The organism is Rhizobium pantanalense, from assembly GCF_030182525.1.
Lineage (GTDB): Bacteria > Pseudomonadota > Alphaproteobacteria > Rhizobiales > Rhizobiaceae > Rhizobium.
Window position 1 is genome coordinate 370820 of record NZ_JAQJCH010000001.1, and the last position, 19019, is coordinate 389838.

The window sequence follows — 19019 nt, forward strand, 5'->3', positions numbered from 1 at the left end:
AAGAGCCGATTTCATTTATTTGATCGCTTTCGCGGAATATTCATCCGCCCTCGACTTCGGTGCTGTTCTGTCCGGCAAAAACCTTCACGAGCCAGTCTATGAAGACGCGAACCCGCGGTGAAAGCTGGCGGCTGCGCGGATAGAGCATCGAGACGGGCGTTCGCGTCGGCGGATAATCCTCAAGGACATGCAGCAGCTCGCCCGATCGTAGGGCTTCCTCGGCGTGATAGCGCGGGACCTGGATCAGGCCGAGGCCGAGCTTGGCGGCGGCGAAGTAACTCTCGGCCGCATTGACGGAGATGGTGGCCGGCAGGGTGATTTCGCGCACGGCGCCGTCGATCTGGAATTCCAACGGCAGCAATCCGCCCGTTGCGGAGGAGCGGAAGCCGACCATGCGGTGGCCGTCGAGCTTCTCCGGATGGGCGGGCATGCCAAAGCGCTCGACATAGGCGGGTGCCGCAAGCGTTACTTCTTCCAGCATGGCGACGCGGCGGCCGATCATGTCACTATCCTGCAGCGTACCGACGCGCAGCACACAGTCTATCCCCTCGCGGATGAGATCGACGAACCGGTCGCCCTCGGTGATCTGCAATTCGACGTCGGGATAGGCTTCGAGAAAGGAGGGTAGGTTCGGCAGGACGAAGTGCCGCGCAAGCGTTCCATGCACGTCGACGCGGAGGACCCCCTTCGGCTTCGCCCCGGCAAAGGCGCCTTCTGCATCCTCGATATCTGAGAGGATGCGCAGGCAGCGCTGGTAATAGGCTTCGCCGTCGAGCGTCGGGCTGACATGCCGCGTCGTGCGCTGTAGCAGGCGCACGCCAAGACGCGCCTCGACCTGTTTGATCGCATCCGTCACCGTCGAGCGGGGTAGGCCGGTATCTTCGGCGGCCAGCGTGAAGCTGCGTCGTTCCACGATCCGACAAAATACCCGCATGGCATCGAATCTGTCCATATTATTTGTTCGCTAAATTCGGATAGTGATGCCGATTATTGGCTGATTATCCGCTCCATGAAAAGGGGCATCTTCTCCTCATCGAAATGCGCTATGGCGCAAGGCAATGAAGGATGAAAGAAATGAGCAATATTTCCAATAAGGTAGCAATGATCACCGGCGCATCGCGCGGCATCGGCGCTGCCATTGCAGAGCGTTTGGCAGAGGATGGCTTCACCGTCGTCATCAACTATTCCGGCAGCGAAGCCGCCGCCGAGGGGCTCGCCCGCAAGATCGAGGAAAAGGGCGGCAAGGCGCTGACCGCGAAGGCCGATGTCTCCGATGTCGAAGCCGTGCGCCGCATGTTCGACGCAGCCGAAGCTGCCTTCGGTGGTGTCGATGTCCTCGTCAACAATGCCGGCATCATGCAGCTCGCGAAGATCGTCGATGCAGACGACGCGCATTTCGACCGTCATATCGCCATCAACCTCAAGGGTACGTTCAACACATTGCGCGAAGCCGGCAAACGTCTGCGTGACGGCGGCCGTATCGTCAATTTCTCGACCAGCATCGTCGGCCTCAAGCTCGAAACCTACGGCGTCTATGCTGCAACCAAGGCCGGCGTCGAGCTTCTGACCGGCATCATGGCGAAGGAACTGCGCGGCCGCTCGATAACAGTCAATGCGATTGCGCCCGGCCCGACGGCCACCGATCTCTTCCTCAATGGTAAGAGCGATGAGCTCATCGACCGCATGGCCAAGATGAACCCGCTGGAGCGTTTGGGGACGCCGCGGGATATCGCCTCCGCCGTTTCCTTCCTCGTCGGCCCGGATGGCGGCTGGATCAACGGCCAGACGCTGCGCGCCAATGGCGGCATGATCTGAGCCAACTTGGCGGCAGGCAATGCCTGCCGTCCTCCACTTCATCGTCAACAACAGCCAATCCTCTGAAGGAACAGGATCGTGAGCAAGCAAGTCATCGTAATCACTGGCGCATCGAGCGGCTTCGGCGCTCTGACGGCACGCGCTCTCGCCAAGGCAGGCCATACGGTCTATGCCGGCATCCGCGAAACCCAGGGGCGCAATGCGGCGCAGGTCGCTGCAACGGTGGTATTCGCCACGGAGAACGGCGTCGATCTCAGGGCCGTCGAACTCGATGTTGCCTCGGATGCTTCCGTCGAAGCCGGCATTGCCGCAGTTATCGCCGAGCAGGGCCGCATCGATACCATCATCCACAATGCCGGCCACATGTCCTTCGGTCCCGCCGAAGCCTTTACGCCCGAGCAGTTCGCCGAACTCTACGATATCAACGTGCTCAGCACCCAGCGGGTCAACCGCGCCGTGCTGCCTTACTTGCGCAAGCAGGGCACCGGCCTGGTTGTCTGGGTTTCCTCGTCCAGCACGCGTGGCGGCACGCCACCCTATCTCTCGCCTTACTTCGCAGCCAAGGCGGCGATGGATTCGCTTGCCGTGTCCTATGCTTCGGAGCTGACACGCTGGGGCATCGAGACCGCCATCATCGTGCCAGGTGCCTTCACGAAGGGCACCAACCACTTCGCTCATTCCGGTTCCCCGGCCGACAAGGCTCGCGCTGCCGAATATGATGACGGCCCCTATGCCGGCGTTCCCGATCAGGCGCTGAAGGGACTTGCCTCGCTGGAGCCGGCGAATGCCGATGCCGCTTCGGTGGCGACGGCAATCGTGGATATTGTCGACATGCCGTTTGGAACGCGGCCATTCCGTACCCATATAGATCCTTCAGAGGATGGTGCTGAGATCGTCAACGGTGTTGCCGACCGCGTTCGGGCAGAGCTTTTCCGGCGCATCGGTTTGGAAGACCTGCTGAAGCCGCATGCAAAGGCCTGAGGCCGCAATCATCCTTAGAACGTGTCAAATCGCCGCTTCTGTGCCACAGAAGCGGCGATCTGTTGCGTGCATCAGGGCTATTTTGCGTTGTACAGCATTCCAAGCCTTAGAGTTTCGTACTAAAGCGATTCCTTCAGAGGGTCGGGAGATATCCATGGACGCGAAGGACATTGGCGAAATTGCCAGCTGGCTCATGCAGGCCGGTCTCAAGGGAATGACGGAAGTCGATATCCTCTCGGGTTTCTGCGAGCAGTGCCGTCAGCATGGTCTCAACATCGATCGGGCCATGGCACTGATGGATACGCTGCATCCGGTCTATGAGGGCCGCGCCTTCCGCTGGGACGGCAATCAGATCATCGAACGCGAGTTCGAATATGGCCCGACGCAACAGGGGATCGCCTCGGAAAACTGGCAGCGCTCCGCCTTCTATCACATGCTGACAACAGGTGGAGACGAGGTGCGCCGCCGTATCGGCTTCGGCGAGCCAGCCGATTTCTACGGGCTCGATACGTTGCTCGCCGATGGTCACACCGATTACATCGCCATGATCCACCGTTTCGAAGAAGGCGGCACGATCGGCGAGATGGATTGCTTCTATTCCAACTTTGCCACCGCCGCCGAAATGGGATTCCCGGAAGAGGATTTGCGCGTGCTGCGCAAGCTGACGCCGGCACTTGCTCTCGCCATCAAATGCACCGGCATGAGCCGCATCGCCCGCACCATTGCCGAGGTCTATCTCGGCGAGGATGCTGCCCGGCACGTTCTCGAGGGCAAGATCACCCGAGGCAAGACGGAGCGGATTTCTGCCGCCCTCTGGTTTTCCGATCTCGCCAACTACACGCGCATTTCGGATACGGCCGAGCCGGATGAAATCATCCCAATGCTGAATGCCTATGCCGATGCAGTGATCTCCTCGATCCATGAGGCGGGCGGTAACGTGCTGAAGCTCATCGGCGACGGCACGCTGGCGATCTTCAAGGCTCGCAATTCCGCCGATGCCTGCGCTGCCGCCCTGATGGCGGAATCGCTGCTGCGCCAGCGCCTGCGCGATCTTAATTCGCAGCGGCAGATCGAAGGCCGTCCGGTCACGGACGTCTATCTCGGTCTGCATATCGGCGACGTCTTCTACGGCAATATCGGCAGCATGGACCGGCTGGATTTCACAGTCATCGGGCCAGCTGTCAACGAAGTCAGCCGCATCGCCTCGATGTGCCGGTCGGCCGACCGCAACATCCTGATGTCGTCGAATTTCGTCGAGGCGCTATCGGGCCAGCAAAGCAACGATCTCGTTTCCGTCGGCCGCTATGCGCTACGCGGCGTCAAGCGGCCGCAGGAATTGTTCACGCTGCTTTCTTCGGCGGCCTGATCTCTCTACGGTGATTACTTTCAGCGGCGGCCGGACGCAAACATCGGGCCGCCCTTGCTTGCCGGGAAGCCATAGCCGTTAATCATTACGAGATCGATATCACTGGCGCGGGCGGCGATGCCTTCCGAAAGCAGGGCGTCGCCTTCATCAACCATGGCTTTCAGCAGGCGGCTGACGACCTCTTCCGCGGTGAAGCTCTTCGGGACGATGCCTTTTTCGGCGCGTGCGGCTTCGATCATGGCCGTTACCTCGGGATCAACAGTCCGTTTGCCGTTGGGATAGGCATACCAGCCGCGGCCGGTCTTCTGGCCGAAACGGCCGGCTTCGCAGAGCCGGTCGGCGATGACGACGTAGCGTTCCGCCGGATCGCGTGTCGCGGCTTGCCGCTTGCGGCGCGCCCAGGCGATTTCCAAACCTGCCATATCGAACACAGCAAAAGGCCCCATCGGAAAGCCGTAGGCCTCCAGTGCTGCGTCGATCTCCTGCGGCGAGGCGCCATCTTCGACCATGTATTCCGCTTCGCGGCGATAGGCGGAAAAGATGCGGTTACCGATAAAGCCTTCAGTGACGCCTGATACGATCGGCAGCTTGCCGAGCCTCTTTGCCAGGGCAAGGGCTGTCGCCAGCACATCCGACGCCGTGTTCTTGCACTTCACCACTTCCAGGAGCCGCATGATATTGGCAGGCGAGAAGAAGTGCAGGCCGACGACGCGCTCTGGCAGCTTGGTGGCCGCAGCAATGGCATCGGGGTCGAGATAGCTCGTATTGGTCGCAAGGATCGCATCGGCGCGAACGATCGCATCGAGGCGCTGGAAGAGCTCGGTCTTGACGGTGAGATCATCGAAAACGGCTTCGATGACGAGATCGGCCTGTGTCAGCTGCTGCATATCGGCGGTAATGGTCAGCCGGCTGAGGCGATCTTCGCGGCCAGCTGCATCGAGGCGGCCGGATTGCATCGCCTTGTCGAGGAGGCCAGCGATCCGTTCGCGGCCCTTGTCTGCAGCATCGATGGTCTGCTCGACGCCGATCACGCGGAAGCCGCCGTTGAGGGCGGAAACGGCAATGCCTGATCCCATCAGACCAGTGCCGACAATACCGATGGTTTCGATACTGCGTGGAGCGACGGCCTCCAACCCCTCGACCTTGCCGGCGGCGCGTTCCGCGAAGAAGACATGACGCAACGCTGCGGCTTCTTCGCTGTCGCGAAGGGCAATAAAGATGCGGCGTTCCTCGGCAAGCCCTTCCGATAAAGGGGCGGTCGCCGCCAGGCGCACGAGGCGGATGGCTTCGACCGGTGCGCGCTGGCCGCGCGCCTTGCGCAATGCGTCCGATGCCGCCTTGTCGATCGCATCTGTAGCTTCCGGAGGAACGGTCCGCGATCCCGTGCGGCGCAACGATGTGGCGTTGGCCGTCTGGGCGTCGGCGATAGCTTCAGCGATCAGTTCACCTTTGGCCACGCCGTCCACGATACCGAGCTTGAGCGCTTCCGCGGCAGAGACGATGCGTGCATTGGCGGTCATGTCGATAGCGGCGGCGATGCCTGTGAGCCGCGGCAGGCGCTGCGTGCCGCCGGCGCCGGGTACGATGCCGAGCTTGACTTCGGGAAGGCCGAGTTTGGCGGTCGGCGCGGCGAGGCGACGATGGCAGGCGAGTGTCGCTTCCAGACCGCCGCCGAGGGCCACGCCATTGATCGCGGCGACAACGGGCTTGGCGAAGGCTTCGATGCGGGAGATGACATCAGGTAGATGCGGCTCGACCGGCGGCTTGCCGAATTCCTTGATATCGGCGCCGCCGATGAAGCTGTTGCCGGCGCCGGTCAGTACGACGCCCTTAACCGCGCCGTCTTTTTCAGCGTGATCAAGCGCCGCCATCAGGCCAGCCCGGACATCGGCAGAGAGCGCGTTGACGGGGGCATTATCGATCGTGACGACGAGGATTCCGTCGGTCAACGCCGCCGAGATGGTGTCCGAAAAGCGCAGTGCCGACATGACCTACCACTCCGTGCAATATTATTCCGGGATCACGGCCGTTGCCTGGATCTCGATTTTGGCGCGATCTTCGACGAGGGCGACGACTTGTACGGCGGCCATGGCGGGGAAGTGCCGGCCGATGATCTCGCGGTAGGCCTGGCCGATGCCCTTAAGGTTACCGAGATACTCCTGCTTGTCGGTGAAATACCAGGTCATCGATGTGATGTGCTTCGGCTCGGCGCCGCCTTCGGCAAGAATGGCGACGACATTCTTCAGCGTCTGGCGCACCTGCTCGACGAAATCGTCGCTTTCGAATTCGCAGGCGGCATTCCAGCCGACTTGGCCGCCGACGAACACCATGCGGCCCGTCGCCGCCATGCCATTGGCATAGCCGATCGGCTTGGCCCAGCCTTCAGGTTGCAGGATGGTGTGCATCGGTCGTCTCCAGATGAGAGGTCAGTGCGGCGCGGAGATCATCCGGCCATTCAATGGATTTATGCGTATCGAGCGAGGTGGCGACGACACGGTGCCTGGCCGTCCACAGCACATGGCCATTCGCTGAGACCTGATGTTCGAGATCGAGCGAGGAGCGGCCGACACCATGGACGGCAAGGACGAATTTGAGATCGTCACCCTGCAGGCCCGGCTTGATGAAGGTCAGATCGAGCCGCACGGTGGGGACACCGATGCGGCGGTCGTCGATCAGCTTTCGCCAGGAAAAACCGATCGAGGAAAAATAGTCCTCCAGCACCCCGACGAGGATGTTCAGGTACGAGGGGAAATAGGCGATCCCGGAGGGATCGCAATCTCCGAAGCGCAGGGGTCTGGTGGTTCTAAACGCCACGGCCGCCTCAGTTCGAAAAGGCGGCGATGCCGGTGATGGCGCGGCCGAGGATGAGGGCGTGGATGTCGTGCGTGCCCTCATAGGTGTTGACCACTTCGAGGTTGACGAGATGGCGGGCGATGCCGAACTCATCGGAAATGCCGTTACCACCCAGCATGTCGCGGGCGGCGCGGGCGATATCCAGCGCCTTGCCGCAGCTGTTGCGCTTGAGGATGGAGGTGAGCTCGACCGGCGGATGGCCTTCTTCCTTCATGCGGCCGAGGCGCAGGCAACCCTGCAGGCCAAGCGTGATCTCGGTCACCATGTCGGCGAGCTTCTTCTGGATCAGCTGGTTAGCGGCAAGGGGACGGCCGAACTGCTTGCGGTCGAGCACATACTGGCGTGCCTTGGCGTAGCAATCTTCCGCCGCGCCGAGCGCACCCCAGGCAATGCCGAAGCGTGCGGAGTTGAGGCAGGTGAAGGGGCCCTTCAGGCCGGATACGTTCGGCATCAGATTTTCTTCCGGCACGAAGACATTATCCATCACGACTTCGCCCGTTATGGAGGCGCGCAGGCCCACCTTGCCGTGAATGGCGGGGGCGGACAGGCCCTTCCAGCCCTTTTCAAGGATGAAGCCGCGGATGAGACCATCCTCGGTCTTGGCCCATACGACGAAGACATCGGCGATCGGCGCGTTCGAAATCCAGGTCTTGGCGCCGGTCAGGCTGTAGCCGCCATCAATCTTTTTAGCGCGCGTCACCATCGAGCCGGGATCGGAGCCATGGTTCGGTTCGGTGAGGCCGAAGCAGCCGATCCATTCGCCGGTCGCAAGCTTCGGCAGGTATTTCTGCTTCTGCGCTTCCGAGCCGAAGGTCTCGATCGGCACCATGACCAGCGAGGACTGCACGCTCATCATCGAGCGGTAGCCGCTGTCGACGCGCTCGACTTCACGGGCGATCAGGCCGTAGGCGACGTAGCTGAGGCCAGCGCCGCCATATTCCGGGGATATCGTCGGGCCGAGCAGGCCGAGTTCACCCATTTCACGGAAGATGGCCGGATCGGTCTTTTCGTGGCGGAAGGCTTCGAGGACACGGGGCGCGAGCTTTTCCTGCGCGTAGGAATGCGCGGTATCCAGCACCATTCTTTCGTCGTCGCTCAACTGCTCCGTCAGCCGGAACGGGTCGGCCCAGTCGAAAATCTCGCGGCTCATGCTGGTATCTCCCATTAATTGGTCTTCAAAAGTTCGCGCGCGACGATGAGTTTTTGAACTTCCGTCGCACCTTCATAGATGCGAAGCGCGCGGATCTCCCGATAGAGTTTTTCCGTTATCTCGCCCGATTTAACGCCACGGCCGCCAAAGAGTTGGACGGCGCGGTCGATGACGCTTTGCGCGGTTTCCGTCGCCGTCATCTTGGCCATGGCGGCTTCGCGCGTCGTCGGCAAGCGCTGCACGTCACGACGCCAGGCCGCCCGGTAGGTGAGCAATGCCGCCGCGTCGATGCCGGTCGCCATATCGCCGAGGGCGGCCTGCGTCAACTGAAGGTCGGCCAGCGCCGCGCCAAACATCGGGCGTGACCGCGCATGGGCAAGCGATTCATCGAGCGCACGCCGGGCAAAGCCGAGGCCGGCAGCGGCGACAGAGGCGCGGAAGATATCGAGCGTGCGCATGGCGATCTTGAAGCCTTCGCCTGGTACACCGAGACGGCGCGAAGCGGGAATGCGACAATTGTCGAAGCGGATCGTTGCGAGCGGATGCGGCGCGATCACCTCGATGCGTTCGGCAATCGAGAAGCCGGGATCATCAGCAATGACGACGAAGGCCGAGATGCCGCGGGTACCCGGCGCTTCGCCGGTGCGCGCGAAGACGGTGTAGACATCGGCAATGCCGCCATTGGAAATCCAGGTCTTCTCGCCATCGAGCACATAGTGATCGCCATCGAGACGGGCAGCGCAGCTCATGGCGGCGACATCGGAGCCGGCATCCTTTTCCGATAGCGCGAAGGCGGCGAGCCAGTCACCCGAGCGCACCTTGGGCAGAACGGCTGAACGCAATTCGGGCGAACCGGAGAGGCCGATGGCTCCGGTGCCGAGCCCCTGCATGGCAAAGGCAAAATCGGCAAGGCCGTCATGCCAGGCGAGCGTTTCGCGGGCGAGGCAGACCATGCGGGAATCGATCAGCGGCTCGCTGTCGGACGCGCCTGTCGCAGCAGTCAAAAGCCCGGCTTCGCCCAGTGACTTGACCAGCTTTCGGCAAGCGCTATCGATATCGGCGTGATCGATAGACGTCATCGCGCCGGATTTCGCGAAGGCATCGACCTCGGCGGCAAAACGATGATGGCGCTCCTCGAAGAAGGGCCAATCCAGATGATCGCGCGTCGGGCCGGGGAGGCTGTTTGTCGCGGACATCCCCTCAATCCCCCTGGAATTCCGGCCGGCGCTTGGCGGCGAAAGCCTCGAAGGCGCGGCGGAAATCCTGCGTCGCCATGCAGATCGCCTGCGCCTGCGCTTCAGATTCGATCATTTCATCGATGCCCATCGCCCATTCCTGGTTCAGCATGGTCTTGGTCATGCCGTGCGCGAACCATGGGCCGTCGGCCAGCGAGCGGGCGAGCTTGACTGCTTCGCTTTCGAGGTCGGCGCCGACGTGCAGGCCGTTATAGAAGCCCCAGGCCTGTCCTTCCGCTGCCGTCATCGATCGGCCGGTGAAGAGCAGTTCGGCGGCGCGGCCCTGGCCGATGATGCGGGGAAGGATGCCGCAGGCGCCCATATCGGCACCGGCAAGGCCGACACGGGTGAAGAGGAAGGCAGTCTTTGCCTCGGGCGTCGCGAGCCTTAGATCGGAGGCCATCGCCAGGATGGCGCCGGCGCCGGCGCAGATGCCGTCGACTGCCGAGACGATCGGCTGCGGGCACTTGCGCATCGCTTTGACGAGATCGCCGGTCATGCGCGTGAAGGCGAGAAGCTCGGGCATTGCCATGCGCGTCAGCGGCTCGATGATCTCGAAGACGTCGCCGCCGGAGGAGAAGTTGCCGCCGGCTCCGGTCAGCACGATGGCGCGGATATCTGACGCGTAAACGAGGTCGCGGAAGAGATCGCGCAGTTCGGCATAGCTGTCGAAGGTCAGCGGGTTCTTACGTTCTGGGCGGTTCAGGCGGATAGTGGCGACGCGGCCGTCTTCACTGACATCCCAGAGGAAGTGCTCAGGCTTGTAATCCTTGAAGGGCTTCAGATGCCCCTTCATCGTCATGTCCCGATCGCTCATTCCTCAAATCTCCCCACCGGCAACCGCGATTGCCTGTCCATTGATCGATACTGCGGCCGGCAAGGCCAGCCAGAGCACGGTATCGGCAACCTCTTCCGGCTTGACGAGACGTCCCTGCGGATTGGATTTCGTGAACTCGGCAAGGGCCTGTTCGGCCGTGCGCCCGGTCTTGGCGACGATCGTCTCGATCGAGCGCTGGATGATCGGCGTATCGGTAAAGCCTGGGCAGACGGCATTGACCGTGATGCCCGTTTTCACCAGTTCCAGCGCCAGCGAGCGGGTGAGGCCGACGACGCCGTGCTTGGCGGCGACGTAAGCCGAGACGTAAGCGTAGCCTTTCAGGCCGGCTGTCGAGGCAATATTGATGATGCGCGCGCCCGAGCCGTGAGTTTTGAGGTCAGGCAGAACTGCTTGCGTCACGACGAAAACACCCGTCAGATCGACTGAGAGGACCTGATTCCAAACTTCAAGACTCGTCTTCTCGAAGGGGGCGCTCGGTGCTTCGCCGGCATTGTTGACGAGAATATCGACGGGGCCGAATTTTTCGCGTGCCTTGGCAAGGCCCTGGGCAACGGCGTCGGGGCTGGTGACATCGAAGCCATCGACCACGAATGCATGGGCGCCGATTTCGGCGGCAACCGCTTCCAGCGGCTCGCGGCGGCGACCGGCTAGGCTGACACGCGCGCCCTCGGCGGCGAGCGCCTTGGCGATCGCGGCACCTATGCCGCTCCCGGCCCCGGTGACCAGGGCATGACGGCCAGCGAGTTTACCCGAAGTCGTCATCTCATCCTCATTTCGCCGGTGCTACGGTGGCCACTCGGGCGAGGTTGGTTTCGTACTGAGTCTTGCCGGAAAGATATTGCTTCGGCCAGGGAATGGAAGTCAGACCGATCTTGGCGGCTTCGTGCAGCGACCAGGCCGGATCCGCCAGATGCGGGCGGGCGATGGCGCAGAGATCGGCACGGCCGGCGGCGATGATCGAATTGGCATGATCGGCTTCCGAGATCGCACCAACGGCAATCGTCGGAATGCCGATCTCGTTGCGGATCTTGTCGGAGAAGGGCGTCTGGAACAGGCGGCCGTAGACTGGCTTTTCCTGCTTCGAGACCTGGCCTGAGGAGCAGTCGATCAGGTCGGCGCCTGCTTCCTTGAACATACGCGCGAAGATCGCCGCATCTTCCGGCGTATTGCCGCCGTCGGTCCAGTCATGGCAGGAGAGGCGGATCGAGATCGGCTTGTCCGCCGGCCAGATCGCGCGCATCGCATGGAAGATTTCTAGCGGATAGCGGGCGCGGTCTTCATGGCTGCCGCCATACTCGTCGTCGCGCAGATTAGTGAGCGGTGACAGGAAGCTCGACAGCAGATAGCCGTGGGCGCAATGCAGTTCCAGCCAGTCGGCGCCGGTCTCGATCGCGAGTTCCGTCGAGCGGATGAAGTCGGCTTTGACGCGCTCCATATCGGCGCGATCCATGGCCTTCGGCACCTGGCTGTTTTTGAGGTAGGGAACAGCCGAAGCGGAGATCAGCGGCCAGTCGCCTTCGGACAACGGCTGGTCGATGCCTTCCCAGGCAAGCTTCGTCGCGCCCTTTCGCCCGGCATGGCCGAGCTGGATGCCGACCTTGGCGGCGCTGTTCATGTGAACGAAATCGACGAGGCGCTTCCATTGCGCTACCTGCTCCTCGTTCCAAAGGCCAAGGCAGCCGGGGGTGATGCGGGCATCGGGCGTGACGCAGGTCATTTCCGCGAAGATCAGCCCTGCACCGCCAAGGGCGCGAGAGCCGAGATGGACGATATGGAAGTCGTTCATCACGCCGTTCTCAGCCGAATACATCGCCATCGGCGAGACCACGATACGGTTGACGAGCTGGACATCACGCAGACGATAGGGCGTGAACATCGGCGGCAGGCAGCGGTCGTTGCCGACGGCAAGGCCGGATTTTTCAGCGAACCAGCGCTCATAGCCTTCGAGCCATGTCTTGTCGCGCAGCCGCAGATTTTCGTGACTGATGCGCTGCGAGCGGGTCAGCATCGAATACATGAATTGCGGCGGCTCAAGCGTATCGGCATAGCGGCGGCCGACGACTTCGAACCATTCCATCGCGTTGCGGGCGGCATTCTGGATGCGGGCAACGTCGACGCGGCGAATTTCCTCGTAGGTTTCAAGGACGGCCGGTATCTTGTCCTTCTCGTGCCCGTGGGTCTGGAACTGACGGGTCAGCTCGATGGCATCGTCGATGGCAAGCTTGGTGCCGGAGCCGATGGCGAAATGTGCTGTGTGTGCGGCATCGCCCATCAGCACGACATGGGAATTGCCGTTGAAATGGCTCCACTTGCCGCAGATCAGGCGGTTGAAGTTCAGCCAGGCCGAACCGCGGATGTGGCGGGCATTGGTCATCAGCGAAGCGCCTTCGAGCACTTCGGAGAACAGGTTTTCGCAGAAGGCGATGGAGCCGTCCTGGTCCATCTTGTCCAGGCCATGGGCGAGATAGGCCTCTTCCGTCGTCTCGACGATGAAGGTCGAGGTCTTGTCGTCGAACTTATAGATATGCGCCTGGAACCAGCCGTGATCGGTGCGGCGGAAATCGAAGGTGAAGGCGTCGAAAAGCTTGTTGGTGCCGAGCCAGATATAGCGGTTCGGCCGGGTGATCATGTCAGGCTGAAAGACTTCCGGATAATGATTGCGGATCTTGGAATTGAGGCCATCCGAGCCGATGACCAGATCGGCATCGGGATAGTCGAGATCGGAATTGACTTCCGTTTCGAAGATCAGCTCGACTCCGAGCGCTTCGCAGCGGCGCTGCAGGATGTTCAGAAGCTTCTTTCGCCCGATGCCGACAAAGCCGTGGCCGGAGGTGCGCTGGCGGGTGCCCTTGAACAGGACTTCGATATCGTCCCAATGGTTGAAGGCATCTTCGATTTCGGCGGCACTTTCAGGATCCCATTGGCGCATCGAAACCATAGTCGCGTCAGAGAAGACGACGCCCCAGCCGAAGGTGTCATAGGGACGATTGCGCTCGACGACGCGGATGGCATGCTCGGGATGGAGCTTCTTCATCAGAAGCGCGAAGTAAAGCCCTGCGGGGCCGCCGCCGATACAGACGATGCGCATCGCTTTTCCCTCCTCGTTCGACCAAAGCCGATCTCAAAATAATTTAAGTTTAAAATATATTGTTGAGACCATTCGTCAAGGCTTTTCCTGCTCCGATATGCGGCCTGTAGGCACCCACAATAGCAGGAAAATCGAAAATAGCTCTTTCGAATCAATCGGAAATCAAAAATAGTTTAGGCTTAAAATTTCTTGCTTGAACATTGCTGGCTTCGGTGCGATCTTTTTTAGCAACGCCACATGCGCCGCGGGGAAACGGCTGTCGTGGCGATTGATCGATAAGAATGCGGGAGCAAGGCAATGCTGGGACCGACCGGTCATACCGATACATTCACGCGAGACAATCTGCCGCCTTTCGACGAATGGCCCGAACTGCGGATGGAGGGTTTCGACTATCCGGAATGGCTGAATGCCGGCTTCGAGCTGAGTGACCGTATGGTCGAAAAAGGCTTCGGCGACAACGTGGCGCTCATCGGCAATGGCCGGCGCCGCACCTACAAGGAGCTGGCGGATTGGACGAACCGCATCGCGCATGCGCTCATCGAAAATTTCGGCGTCAAGCCCGGCAATCGCGTTCTCATCCGCTCCGGAAACAATCCGGCCATGATCGCCTGCTGGCTGGCGGTGACGAAGGTCGGCGCCGTTGCCGTCAATACCATGCCGATGCTGCGGGCGGGCGAGCTTTCGAAGATCATCGACAAGGCGGAAATCTCGCTGGCGCTTTGCGATACCCGGCTGCTGGAGGAACTGGTCACTGCAGCCAAGGACAGCCGCTTCCTGAAGCAGGTGGTGGGCTTCGACGGCACCGCCAACCACGACGCCGAACTTGACCGCATCGCGCTCAACAAGCCGGTGCGCTTTGAAGCGGTCAAAACCGGGCGGGATGATGTGGCGCTGCTCGGCTTCACCTCGGGCTCGACGGGGGTGCCGAAGGCGACGATGCATTTCCATCGCGATATCCTGATCATCGCCGACGCCTATGCCAAGGAAGTCCTGCAGGTGACGCCGGATGACGTCTTCATCGGCTCGCCGCCGATCGCCTTCACCTTCGGGCTTGGCGGTCTGGTCGTCTTTCCCCTGCGTTTCGGCGCATCGACGGCGCTGCTCGAAAATGCTTCGCCGAAGAACATGGTCGAGATCATCCAGGAATATGGAGCGACCATCAGCTTCACCGCGCCGACGGCCTATCGCGCCATGCTGGCGGCGATGGAAGAGGGGGCGGATCTGTCTTCACTTCGTATCGCCGTTTCGGCCGGCGAGACGCTGCCGGGACCGATTTTCGAGGAATGGACGCGCAAGATCGGCAAGCCGATCCTCGACGGCATCGGCTCGACCGAGATGCTGCATATCTTCATTTCCAATCGCCTGTCCGACGCCAAGCCGAACTGCACGGGCAAGCCGTTGACGGGCTATGAGGCCCGCGTGGTCGATGACGATATGAACGAGGTTCCGCGTGGGGTCATCGGCAAACTCGTTGTTCGCGGACCGATCGGCTGCCGCTATCTCGCCGACCACAGGCAGGTCGATTATGTGCGGGATGGCTGGAATGTGACCGGTGACAGCTTCGTTCAGGACGAGGAGGGCTATTTCCACTTTGCCGCGCGTTCCGACGACATCATTCTTTCGGCCGGTTACAATATTGCCGGACCGGAAGTGGAAGCGGCCCTTCTTTCGCATACAGATGTGCTGGAATGCGCCGTCGTCGGTAAGCCCGACGAGGAGAGAGGCCATATCGTGCAGGCCCATGTCGTGCTGGCGCCCGGCATTGTCGCCTCGGATCTGCAGGTTCGCAAGCTGCAAGATCATGTGAAGGCGGTCATCGCGCCTTACAAATATCCGCGTTCGATCATCTTCGTCGAAGCTCTGCCGAAGACGGAATCGGGCAAGATACAGCGTTTCCGCCTGCGCAACTGAACGTCCGAGTGCTTGTCAGGCAGCGTTTTCGTGGTCCGTCTCGCGGCCGAGCCAATGCGGATCGATTTCCGGCAAGGGAATAGCATCCAGCAGCATGCGGGTATAGGCGGAGGCGGGTGCGGTGAAGATGCGCTCGCAATCGCCTTCCTCCTCGACGCGGCCGTGGCGCAGGACGTAAACGCGGTCGCAGACGGCGCGGATGACGGAGAGATCGTGGCTGATGAAGGCCATTGAGAGGCCGAGATCGCGCGAAAGCTCCTTCAGTAGATTGAGCACCTGTGCCTGGGTCGACACATCGAGGCCGGAGACGATCTCGTCGGCGAGCACAAAATCCGGCTTTAGCAAGGCGGCTCGCGCGATGCCGATGCGCTGGCGCTGGCCACCGGAAAGCTCATGCGGATTGCGATCGAGACAGGCCTGCGGCAGCGTCACCCGCTCGAGAATTGCGGCAACCTGCCGCTCGGCTTCTTTCCCGTCCGAAGCCAGCCGATGCAGGAGTAATGGCTCAACGAGGATGCGGCGGATCGTGTGGCGCGGATTGAGCGAGGCCATGGGGTCCTGAAAGATCATCTGCATGCGGCGGCGCAGTGGCCGCATGTCGGTATTGGGCAGATGTGTAATGTCTCGGCCATCGAAATGGATGCTGCCCGCCGTCACATCAACTAACCGCAGCAGGGCGCGGCCCAGCGTCGTCTTGCCCGAGCCGCTTTCGCCGACAATGCCGACGGTTTCGCCGCGGCGGATATCGATATTGACGCCGTGCAGCACCTTGATGCCAAGGCCCGGCGGGCCGAACAGATGCCGCTTGGCGCCATAGGTGACCTCGATGCCCCTGGCGGACAGGAGATTGTCGGAAACGCTCATCGGCCGCCCTCCGGAATGCCGATTTCGCGGCGCAATTGTTCGAAAACGGCTTGCGGCACCGGCGTCAGCCCGGCATCCGGTCGGTCGTAGCGCGGCCCGGCCGATATCAAGGATTTCGTGTAGATATGCTTGGGCTGTATCAGCACGTCGCTTGTACGCCCGTCCTCGATAACCTTGCCGGCGTAGAGCAGCGTGACGCTGTCGCAGATCTGGGCGACGACGCCGAGATCGTGCGTGACGAAGATGACGGCGGTGCCGTGCGCTTCCTGCAGACCGCGGATCAGCCGCAGGATCTGCTTCTGCACGGTGACGTCGAGCGCGGTAGTGGGCTCGTCGGCGACGACCAATTTCGGCTCCAGCGCGAAGGCGGCGGCGATCAATATGCGCTGGCGCATGCCGCCAGACAATTCATGCGGATAGGCGCGCAGTACACGCTCGGGATCGCGGATATGCACTTCTTCCAACAGCTTCAGCGCCAGCCGCCGAGCATTGTTTGATGACATGCCCCGTTTCAGCCGCAGGCCGTCTGTTAGTTGCGCCTCGATGCGGCGGCCGGGATTAAGTGCCGTTTGTGGATCCTGCGGGATCAGCGAGATTTCGCTGCCCATGATGTCTCGCAATTCCCTGGCGGAGAGCGTGAGCAGGTCGCGGTTTTCGAACAATATCGAGCCGTTCGTGATGCGGACGCTGCGCGGCAGGATGCCGAGTAAGGCCTTGGCGATGGTGGATTTTCCGGCGCCGCTTTCGCCGACGAGCCCGCGCACTTCGCCGCGCGTGAGCGTCAGGGAAACATCACGCAGGATCGGGGCGCCGCCGTCGCGGTCGGATATGGCGCTGAGGCCGTTAATGGAGAGGAGTGGAGATGTCATCGGCGCATGACCGGATCGAGGGCGCGGCGCAGGCCGTCGCCGAGTTGATTGAAGGCAAGCACCGTCGCAAAGAGTGCAAGCAGCGGCACGACGAGCACCCACCAACCCTGATAGATCATCTGCCGCCCCTCGGCGATCATGCCACCCCAGGTCGGCGTGTCGGAGGAGACCGACAGGCCGACAAAGGACAGGATGGCTTCGACGATGACGGCGATGCCCATTTCCAGGCTGACGAGGGCGATCAACACCGGCGTCACATTCGGCAGGATTTCGCTGAAGAGGATTCTCGCTCGCGAAAAGCCGATCGTGTGTGCCGCCGTCACATAATCCATCCGCGCCTGCGCCTGCGTTTCCGAGCGCACGACGCGGCAGAAACGCGTCCAGTCGATGATGACGATGGCCGCGATGACCGAATGCACGCCAGAGCCGAAGACCGCAACCAGCAGAATCGACAAAAGCACCGGCGGGAAGGCCATCCAGATATCGACGAGGCGGGAGATCATCTTGTCGATCCAGCCACCATACCAACCGGCGAGAAGGCCGAGTAGCGTGCCGATCAAGGCCGCGAGCCCAGCCGCGACGAAGGCGACCGTCAGCGCGATGCGCGTGCCGAAGATCGCGCGCGAGAGCACATCCCGGCCGAGATCATCCGTCCCCAGCAGGAAACCGGGATCAGAGCCTTCGATCCATGCCGGCGGTAGGGTGCCGGACATCAGATCCTGCTCCAGCGGATCCTTCGGCGCGATATAGGGCGCAAAGATCGCGAGGATGAGGAGGATGAGAATGAAGCCGCCGCCGAAGATCACCTTTGGCTCGGAAAGCAGCGCCCGGACGCGTTTCGCTAGCCTTGATGGTGGTTGCTGTATGGCGGGCGAGATGACGTCAGCCATGGGCGAGCCTCGGATTGAAGGCCGCGACCAGGAGGTCGACCGCCAGATTGACGAGAATGAAGATGGCGCCGAAGACCAGAACAAGTCCCTGAATCAGCGGCAGGTCGCGGTTGATGACGGCATCGATTGCCATATTGCCGATACCGGGATAGGCGAAGATGCGTTCGACGATGACGGTGCCGCCGATGAGGAAGGTGAATTGCACGCCGGTCAGCGCGATGGTCGGGCCGACGGCATTGCGTAGCGCCTCCTGCAGCACCAGCCGCAGCTCGGACATGCCTTTCAATTTCGCTAGAAGAATATAGTCCTGCACCATGGCCTCGGAGAGTGCTGCCTTCAGCACGCGGGCGATGATGGCGGCGAGCGGCAGGCCGAGCGCCAGGACCGGCATGACCATATGGGCGCAGATATCCGCGAAGATGCCGAAGCGAAATGTTACGAGGCTTTCGATGAGATAAAAAGGGGTTGCGAATTGTGCGTCGATGCTCGGATCGATACGGCCGGAGAGCGGAAAAAGCGGAAAGAGGACTCCGAGAACCAGGACCAGCGCGAGTGCCCAGACGAAATCCGGAACAGCCAAGAAAAGGCCGTTGAGGCTATCGATCACGGGTTCGAAAATCGTGCGGCGAGCAAGCGTGCCGATGATCGCGACCGAGCCACCGAGAAGAACCGCTAGGACCAGCGCGGCAAAGGCAAGCTCCAACGTCGCGGGTAGGCGCTCGCCCAGCAGCGATAGCACATCGCGCTTCAGGGAGATCGACGTGCCGAAATCGCCTATCAGAACTGATTTCAGCCAAAGCCAGAATTGAGTGGCCAGCCTCGCATCGAGCCCGTAATGGGCGCGCAGCGCAGCAATATCGGCGGGGCTTGCGCCCGGCGAGATCATCATCGCGATCGGATCGCCCGGGACGACGCGTAGCAGGACGAAGACGATCACCGCCACTCCGAAGAGGGTGATTGCGGCCATAATCAGCCGGTTGAGAATGGAGACTGCTATCATGCGTTATGAGTTCCGATCGCATGGCTGATGGCCTTACCTTCTCCCCAGCGGGGAGAAGGACGCGCTCCTGAGCTTGTCGAAGGGGCGCAGGTTTGAGGGGGCGTTGCACCGTAAGGTTCCACGGAATATGCCGCGCCACCCCCTCATCCGACCCTTCGG

The 19019-nt window shown here is 61.6% G+C and carries 17 protein-coding genes; 4 read left to right on the forward strand and 13 right to left on the reverse strand.

Annotation, left to right across the window (positions count from 1 at the left end):
- Positions 1-40 precede the first annotated feature (40 nt).
- The gene (locus tag PH558_RS01810) at positions 41-952 is read right to left on the reverse strand and encodes a LysR family transcriptional regulator (RefSeq protein ID WP_285201894.1); all 912 of its coding nucleotides are present in this window, start codon (positions 950-952) and stop codon (positions 41-43) included.
- Positions 953-1074: 122 nt separating this feature from the next.
- On the opposite strand from PH558_RS01810, the gene PH558_RS01815 reads away from it, so the two are divergent.
- From PH558_RS01815 to PH558_RS01825, 3 genes are all read left to right on the forward strand, one after another.
- On the forward strand, positions 1075-1815 hold the full coding sequence (locus tag PH558_RS01815) for an SDR family oxidoreductase (RefSeq protein ID WP_285201895.1): 741 nt from the start codon (positions 1075-1077) through the stop codon (positions 1813-1815).
- A gap of 78 nt (positions 1816-1893) precedes the next feature.
- Complete coding sequence (locus tag PH558_RS01820; protein ID WP_285201896.1) at positions 1894-2796, forward strand: SDR family oxidoreductase; 903 nt, start codon at positions 1894-1896, stop codon at positions 2794-2796.
- 154 nt (positions 2797-2950) lie between these two features.
- A complete protein-coding gene (locus PH558_RS01825) occupies positions 2951-4162 on the forward strand; it encodes an adenylate/guanylate cyclase domain-containing protein (protein WP_095435672.1) in 1212 nt (403 codons plus the stop codon).
- A 20-nt stretch (positions 4163-4182) separates the two neighbouring features.
- Here PH558_RS01825 and PH558_RS01830 read toward each other — a convergent pair whose 3' ends face one another.
- Genes PH558_RS01830 through PH558_RS01865 form a run of 8 tightly spaced genes read right to left on the reverse strand, consistent with a single transcriptional unit; the run spans position 4183 to position 13326 of the window.
- The gene (locus PH558_RS01830) at positions 4183-6150 is read right to left on the reverse strand and encodes a 3-hydroxyacyl-CoA dehydrogenase NAD-binding domain-containing protein (RefSeq protein WP_285201897.1); all 1968 of its coding nucleotides are present in this window, start codon (positions 6148-6150) and stop codon (positions 4183-4185) included.
- 21 nt (positions 6151-6171) lie between these two features.
- On the reverse strand, positions 6172-6567 hold the full coding sequence (locus PH558_RS01835) for a RidA family protein (protein WP_069611780.1): 396 nt from the start codon (positions 6565-6567) through the stop codon (positions 6172-6174).
- Positions 6545-6976 carry an acyl-CoA thioesterase gene (locus PH558_RS01840; protein WP_113408192.1) on the reverse strand — a complete coding sequence of 144 codons (432 nt, stop codon included), beginning with the start codon at positions 6974-6976 and terminating at the stop codon, positions 6545-6547. Before PH558_RS01840 ends, PH558_RS01835 begins: the two co-directional genes overlap by 23 nt.
- Positions 6977-6983: 7 nt before the next feature.
- Positions 6984-8165 carry an acyl-CoA dehydrogenase gene (locus PH558_RS01845; RefSeq protein ID WP_113408191.1) on the reverse strand — a complete coding sequence of 394 codons (1182 nt, stop codon included), beginning with the start codon at positions 8163-8165 and terminating at the stop codon, positions 6984-6986.
- Positions 8166-8179: 14 nt separating this feature from the next.
- Positions 8180-9361, reverse strand: a complete 1182-nt coding sequence (locus PH558_RS01850) for an acyl-CoA dehydrogenase family protein (RefSeq protein WP_285201898.1) — start codon at positions 9359-9361, stop codon at positions 8180-8182.
- A gap of 4 nt (positions 9362-9365) precedes the next feature.
- The gene (locus tag PH558_RS01855; protein ID WP_285201899.1) at positions 9366-10217 is read right to left on the reverse strand and encodes an enoyl-CoA hydratase family protein; all 852 of its coding nucleotides are present in this window, start codon (positions 10215-10217) and stop codon (positions 9366-9368) included.
- A 3-nt stretch (positions 10218-10220) separates the two neighbouring features.
- On the reverse strand, positions 10221-11000 hold the full coding sequence (locus PH558_RS01860) for an SDR family NAD(P)-dependent oxidoreductase (protein WP_285201900.1): 780 nt from the start codon (positions 10998-11000) through the stop codon (positions 10221-10223).
- Between the two features lie 7 nt (positions 11001-11007).
- Positions 11008-13326, reverse strand: coding sequence for a bifunctional salicylyl-CoA 5-hydroxylase/oxidoreductase (locus PH558_RS01865; protein ID WP_285201901.1), 2319 nt, complete (start codon positions 13324-13326; stop codon positions 11008-11010).
- A gap of 297 nt (positions 13327-13623) precedes the next feature.
- Here PH558_RS01865 and PH558_RS01870 point away from each other — a divergent pair, with 297 nt between their 5' ends.
- Positions 13624-15237 carry an AMP-binding protein gene (locus PH558_RS01870; RefSeq protein ID WP_285201902.1) on the forward strand — a complete coding sequence of 538 codons (1614 nt, stop codon included), beginning with the start codon at positions 13624-13626 and terminating at the stop codon, positions 15235-15237.
- A 15-nt stretch (positions 15238-15252) separates the two neighbouring features.
- Here PH558_RS01870 and PH558_RS01875 read toward each other — a convergent pair whose 3' ends face one another.
- Genes PH558_RS01875 through PH558_RS01890 form a run of 4 tightly spaced genes read right to left on the reverse strand, consistent with a single transcriptional unit; the run spans position 15253 to position 18860 of the window.
- Positions 15253-16101 (reverse strand): ATP-binding cassette domain-containing protein, encoded by an 849-nt coding sequence (locus tag PH558_RS01875; protein WP_285201903.1) that lies wholly within the window; start codon positions 16099-16101, stop codon positions 15253-15255.
- Positions 16098-16970, reverse strand: a complete 873-nt coding sequence (locus PH558_RS01880) for an ABC transporter ATP-binding protein (RefSeq protein WP_285201904.1) — start codon at positions 16968-16970, stop codon at positions 16098-16100. Before PH558_RS01880 ends, PH558_RS01875 begins: the two co-directional genes overlap by 4 nt.
- Positions 16967-17860, reverse strand: a complete 894-nt coding sequence (locus tag PH558_RS01885; RefSeq protein ID WP_113408183.1) for an ABC transporter permease — start codon at positions 17858-17860, stop codon at positions 16967-16969. The genes PH558_RS01880 and PH558_RS01885 overlap by 4 nt, the downstream gene beginning before the upstream one ends.
- On the reverse strand, positions 17853-18860 hold the full coding sequence (locus tag PH558_RS01890) for an ABC transporter permease (protein ID WP_285201907.1): 1008 nt from the start codon (positions 18858-18860) through the stop codon (positions 17853-17855). Before PH558_RS01890 ends, PH558_RS01885 begins: the two co-directional genes overlap by 8 nt.
- Positions 18861-19019 lie beyond the last annotated feature (159 nt).

What these genes read in the sequence shown, in the direction of transcription:
- PH558_RS01870 (WP_285201902.1), top strand. Translation starts at nt 13,624, where the DNA reads ATGCTGGGACCGACCGGTCATACCGATACATTCACGCGAGACAATCTG.
- PH558_RS01835 (WP_069611780.1), bottom strand. Translation starts at nt 6,567, where the DNA reads ATGCACACCATCCTGCAACCTGAAGGCTGGGCCAAGCCGATCGGCTAT.
- PH558_RS01845 (WP_113408191.1), bottom strand. Translation starts at nt 8,165, where the DNA reads ATGAGCCGCGAGATTTTCGACTGGGCCGACCCGTTCCGGCTGACGGAG.
- PH558_RS01875 (WP_285201903.1), bottom strand. Translation starts at nt 16,101, where the DNA reads ATGAGCGTTTCCGACAATCTCCTGTCCGCCAGGGGCATCGAGGTCACC.
- PH558_RS01850 (WP_285201898.1), bottom strand. Translation starts at nt 9,361, where the DNA reads ATGTCCGCGACAAACAGCCTCCCCGGCCCGACGCGCGATCATCTGGAT.
- PH558_RS01885 (WP_113408183.1), bottom strand. Translation starts at nt 17,860, where the DNA reads ATGGCTGACGTCATCTCGCCCGCCATACAGCAACCACCATCAAGGCTA.
- PH558_RS01855 (WP_285201899.1), bottom strand. Translation starts at nt 10,217, where the DNA reads ATGAGCGATCGGGACATGACGATGAAGGGGCATCTGAAGCCCTTCAAG.
- PH558_RS01830 (WP_285201897.1), bottom strand. Translation starts at nt 6,150, where the DNA reads ATGTCGGCACTGCGCTTTTCGGACACCATCTCGGCGGCGTTGACCGAC.
- PH558_RS01890 (WP_285201907.1), bottom strand. Translation starts at nt 18,860, where the DNA reads ATGATAGCAGTCTCCATTCTCAACCGGCTGATTATGGCCGCAATCACC.
- PH558_RS01880 (WP_285201904.1), bottom strand. Translation starts at nt 16,970, where the DNA reads ATGACATCTCCACTCCTCTCCATTAACGGCCTCAGCGCCATATCCGAC.
- PH558_RS01810 (WP_285201894.1), bottom strand. Translation starts at nt 952, where the DNA reads ATGGACAGATTCGATGCCATGCGGGTATTTTGTCGGATCGTGGAACGA.
- PH558_RS01860 (WP_285201900.1), bottom strand. Translation starts at nt 11,000, where the DNA reads ATGACGACTTCGGGTAAACTCGCTGGCCGTCATGCCCTGGTCACCGGG.
- PH558_RS01825 (WP_095435672.1), top strand. Translation starts at nt 2,951, where the DNA reads ATGGACGCGAAGGACATTGGCGAAATTGCCAGCTGGCTCATGCAGGCC.
- PH558_RS01865 (WP_285201901.1), bottom strand. Translation starts at nt 13,326, where the DNA reads ATGCGCATCGTCTGTATCGGCGGCGGCCCCGCAGGGCTTTACTTCGCG.
- PH558_RS01815 (WP_285201895.1), top strand. Translation starts at nt 1,075, where the DNA reads ATGAGCAATATTTCCAATAAGGTAGCAATGATCACCGGCGCATCGCGC.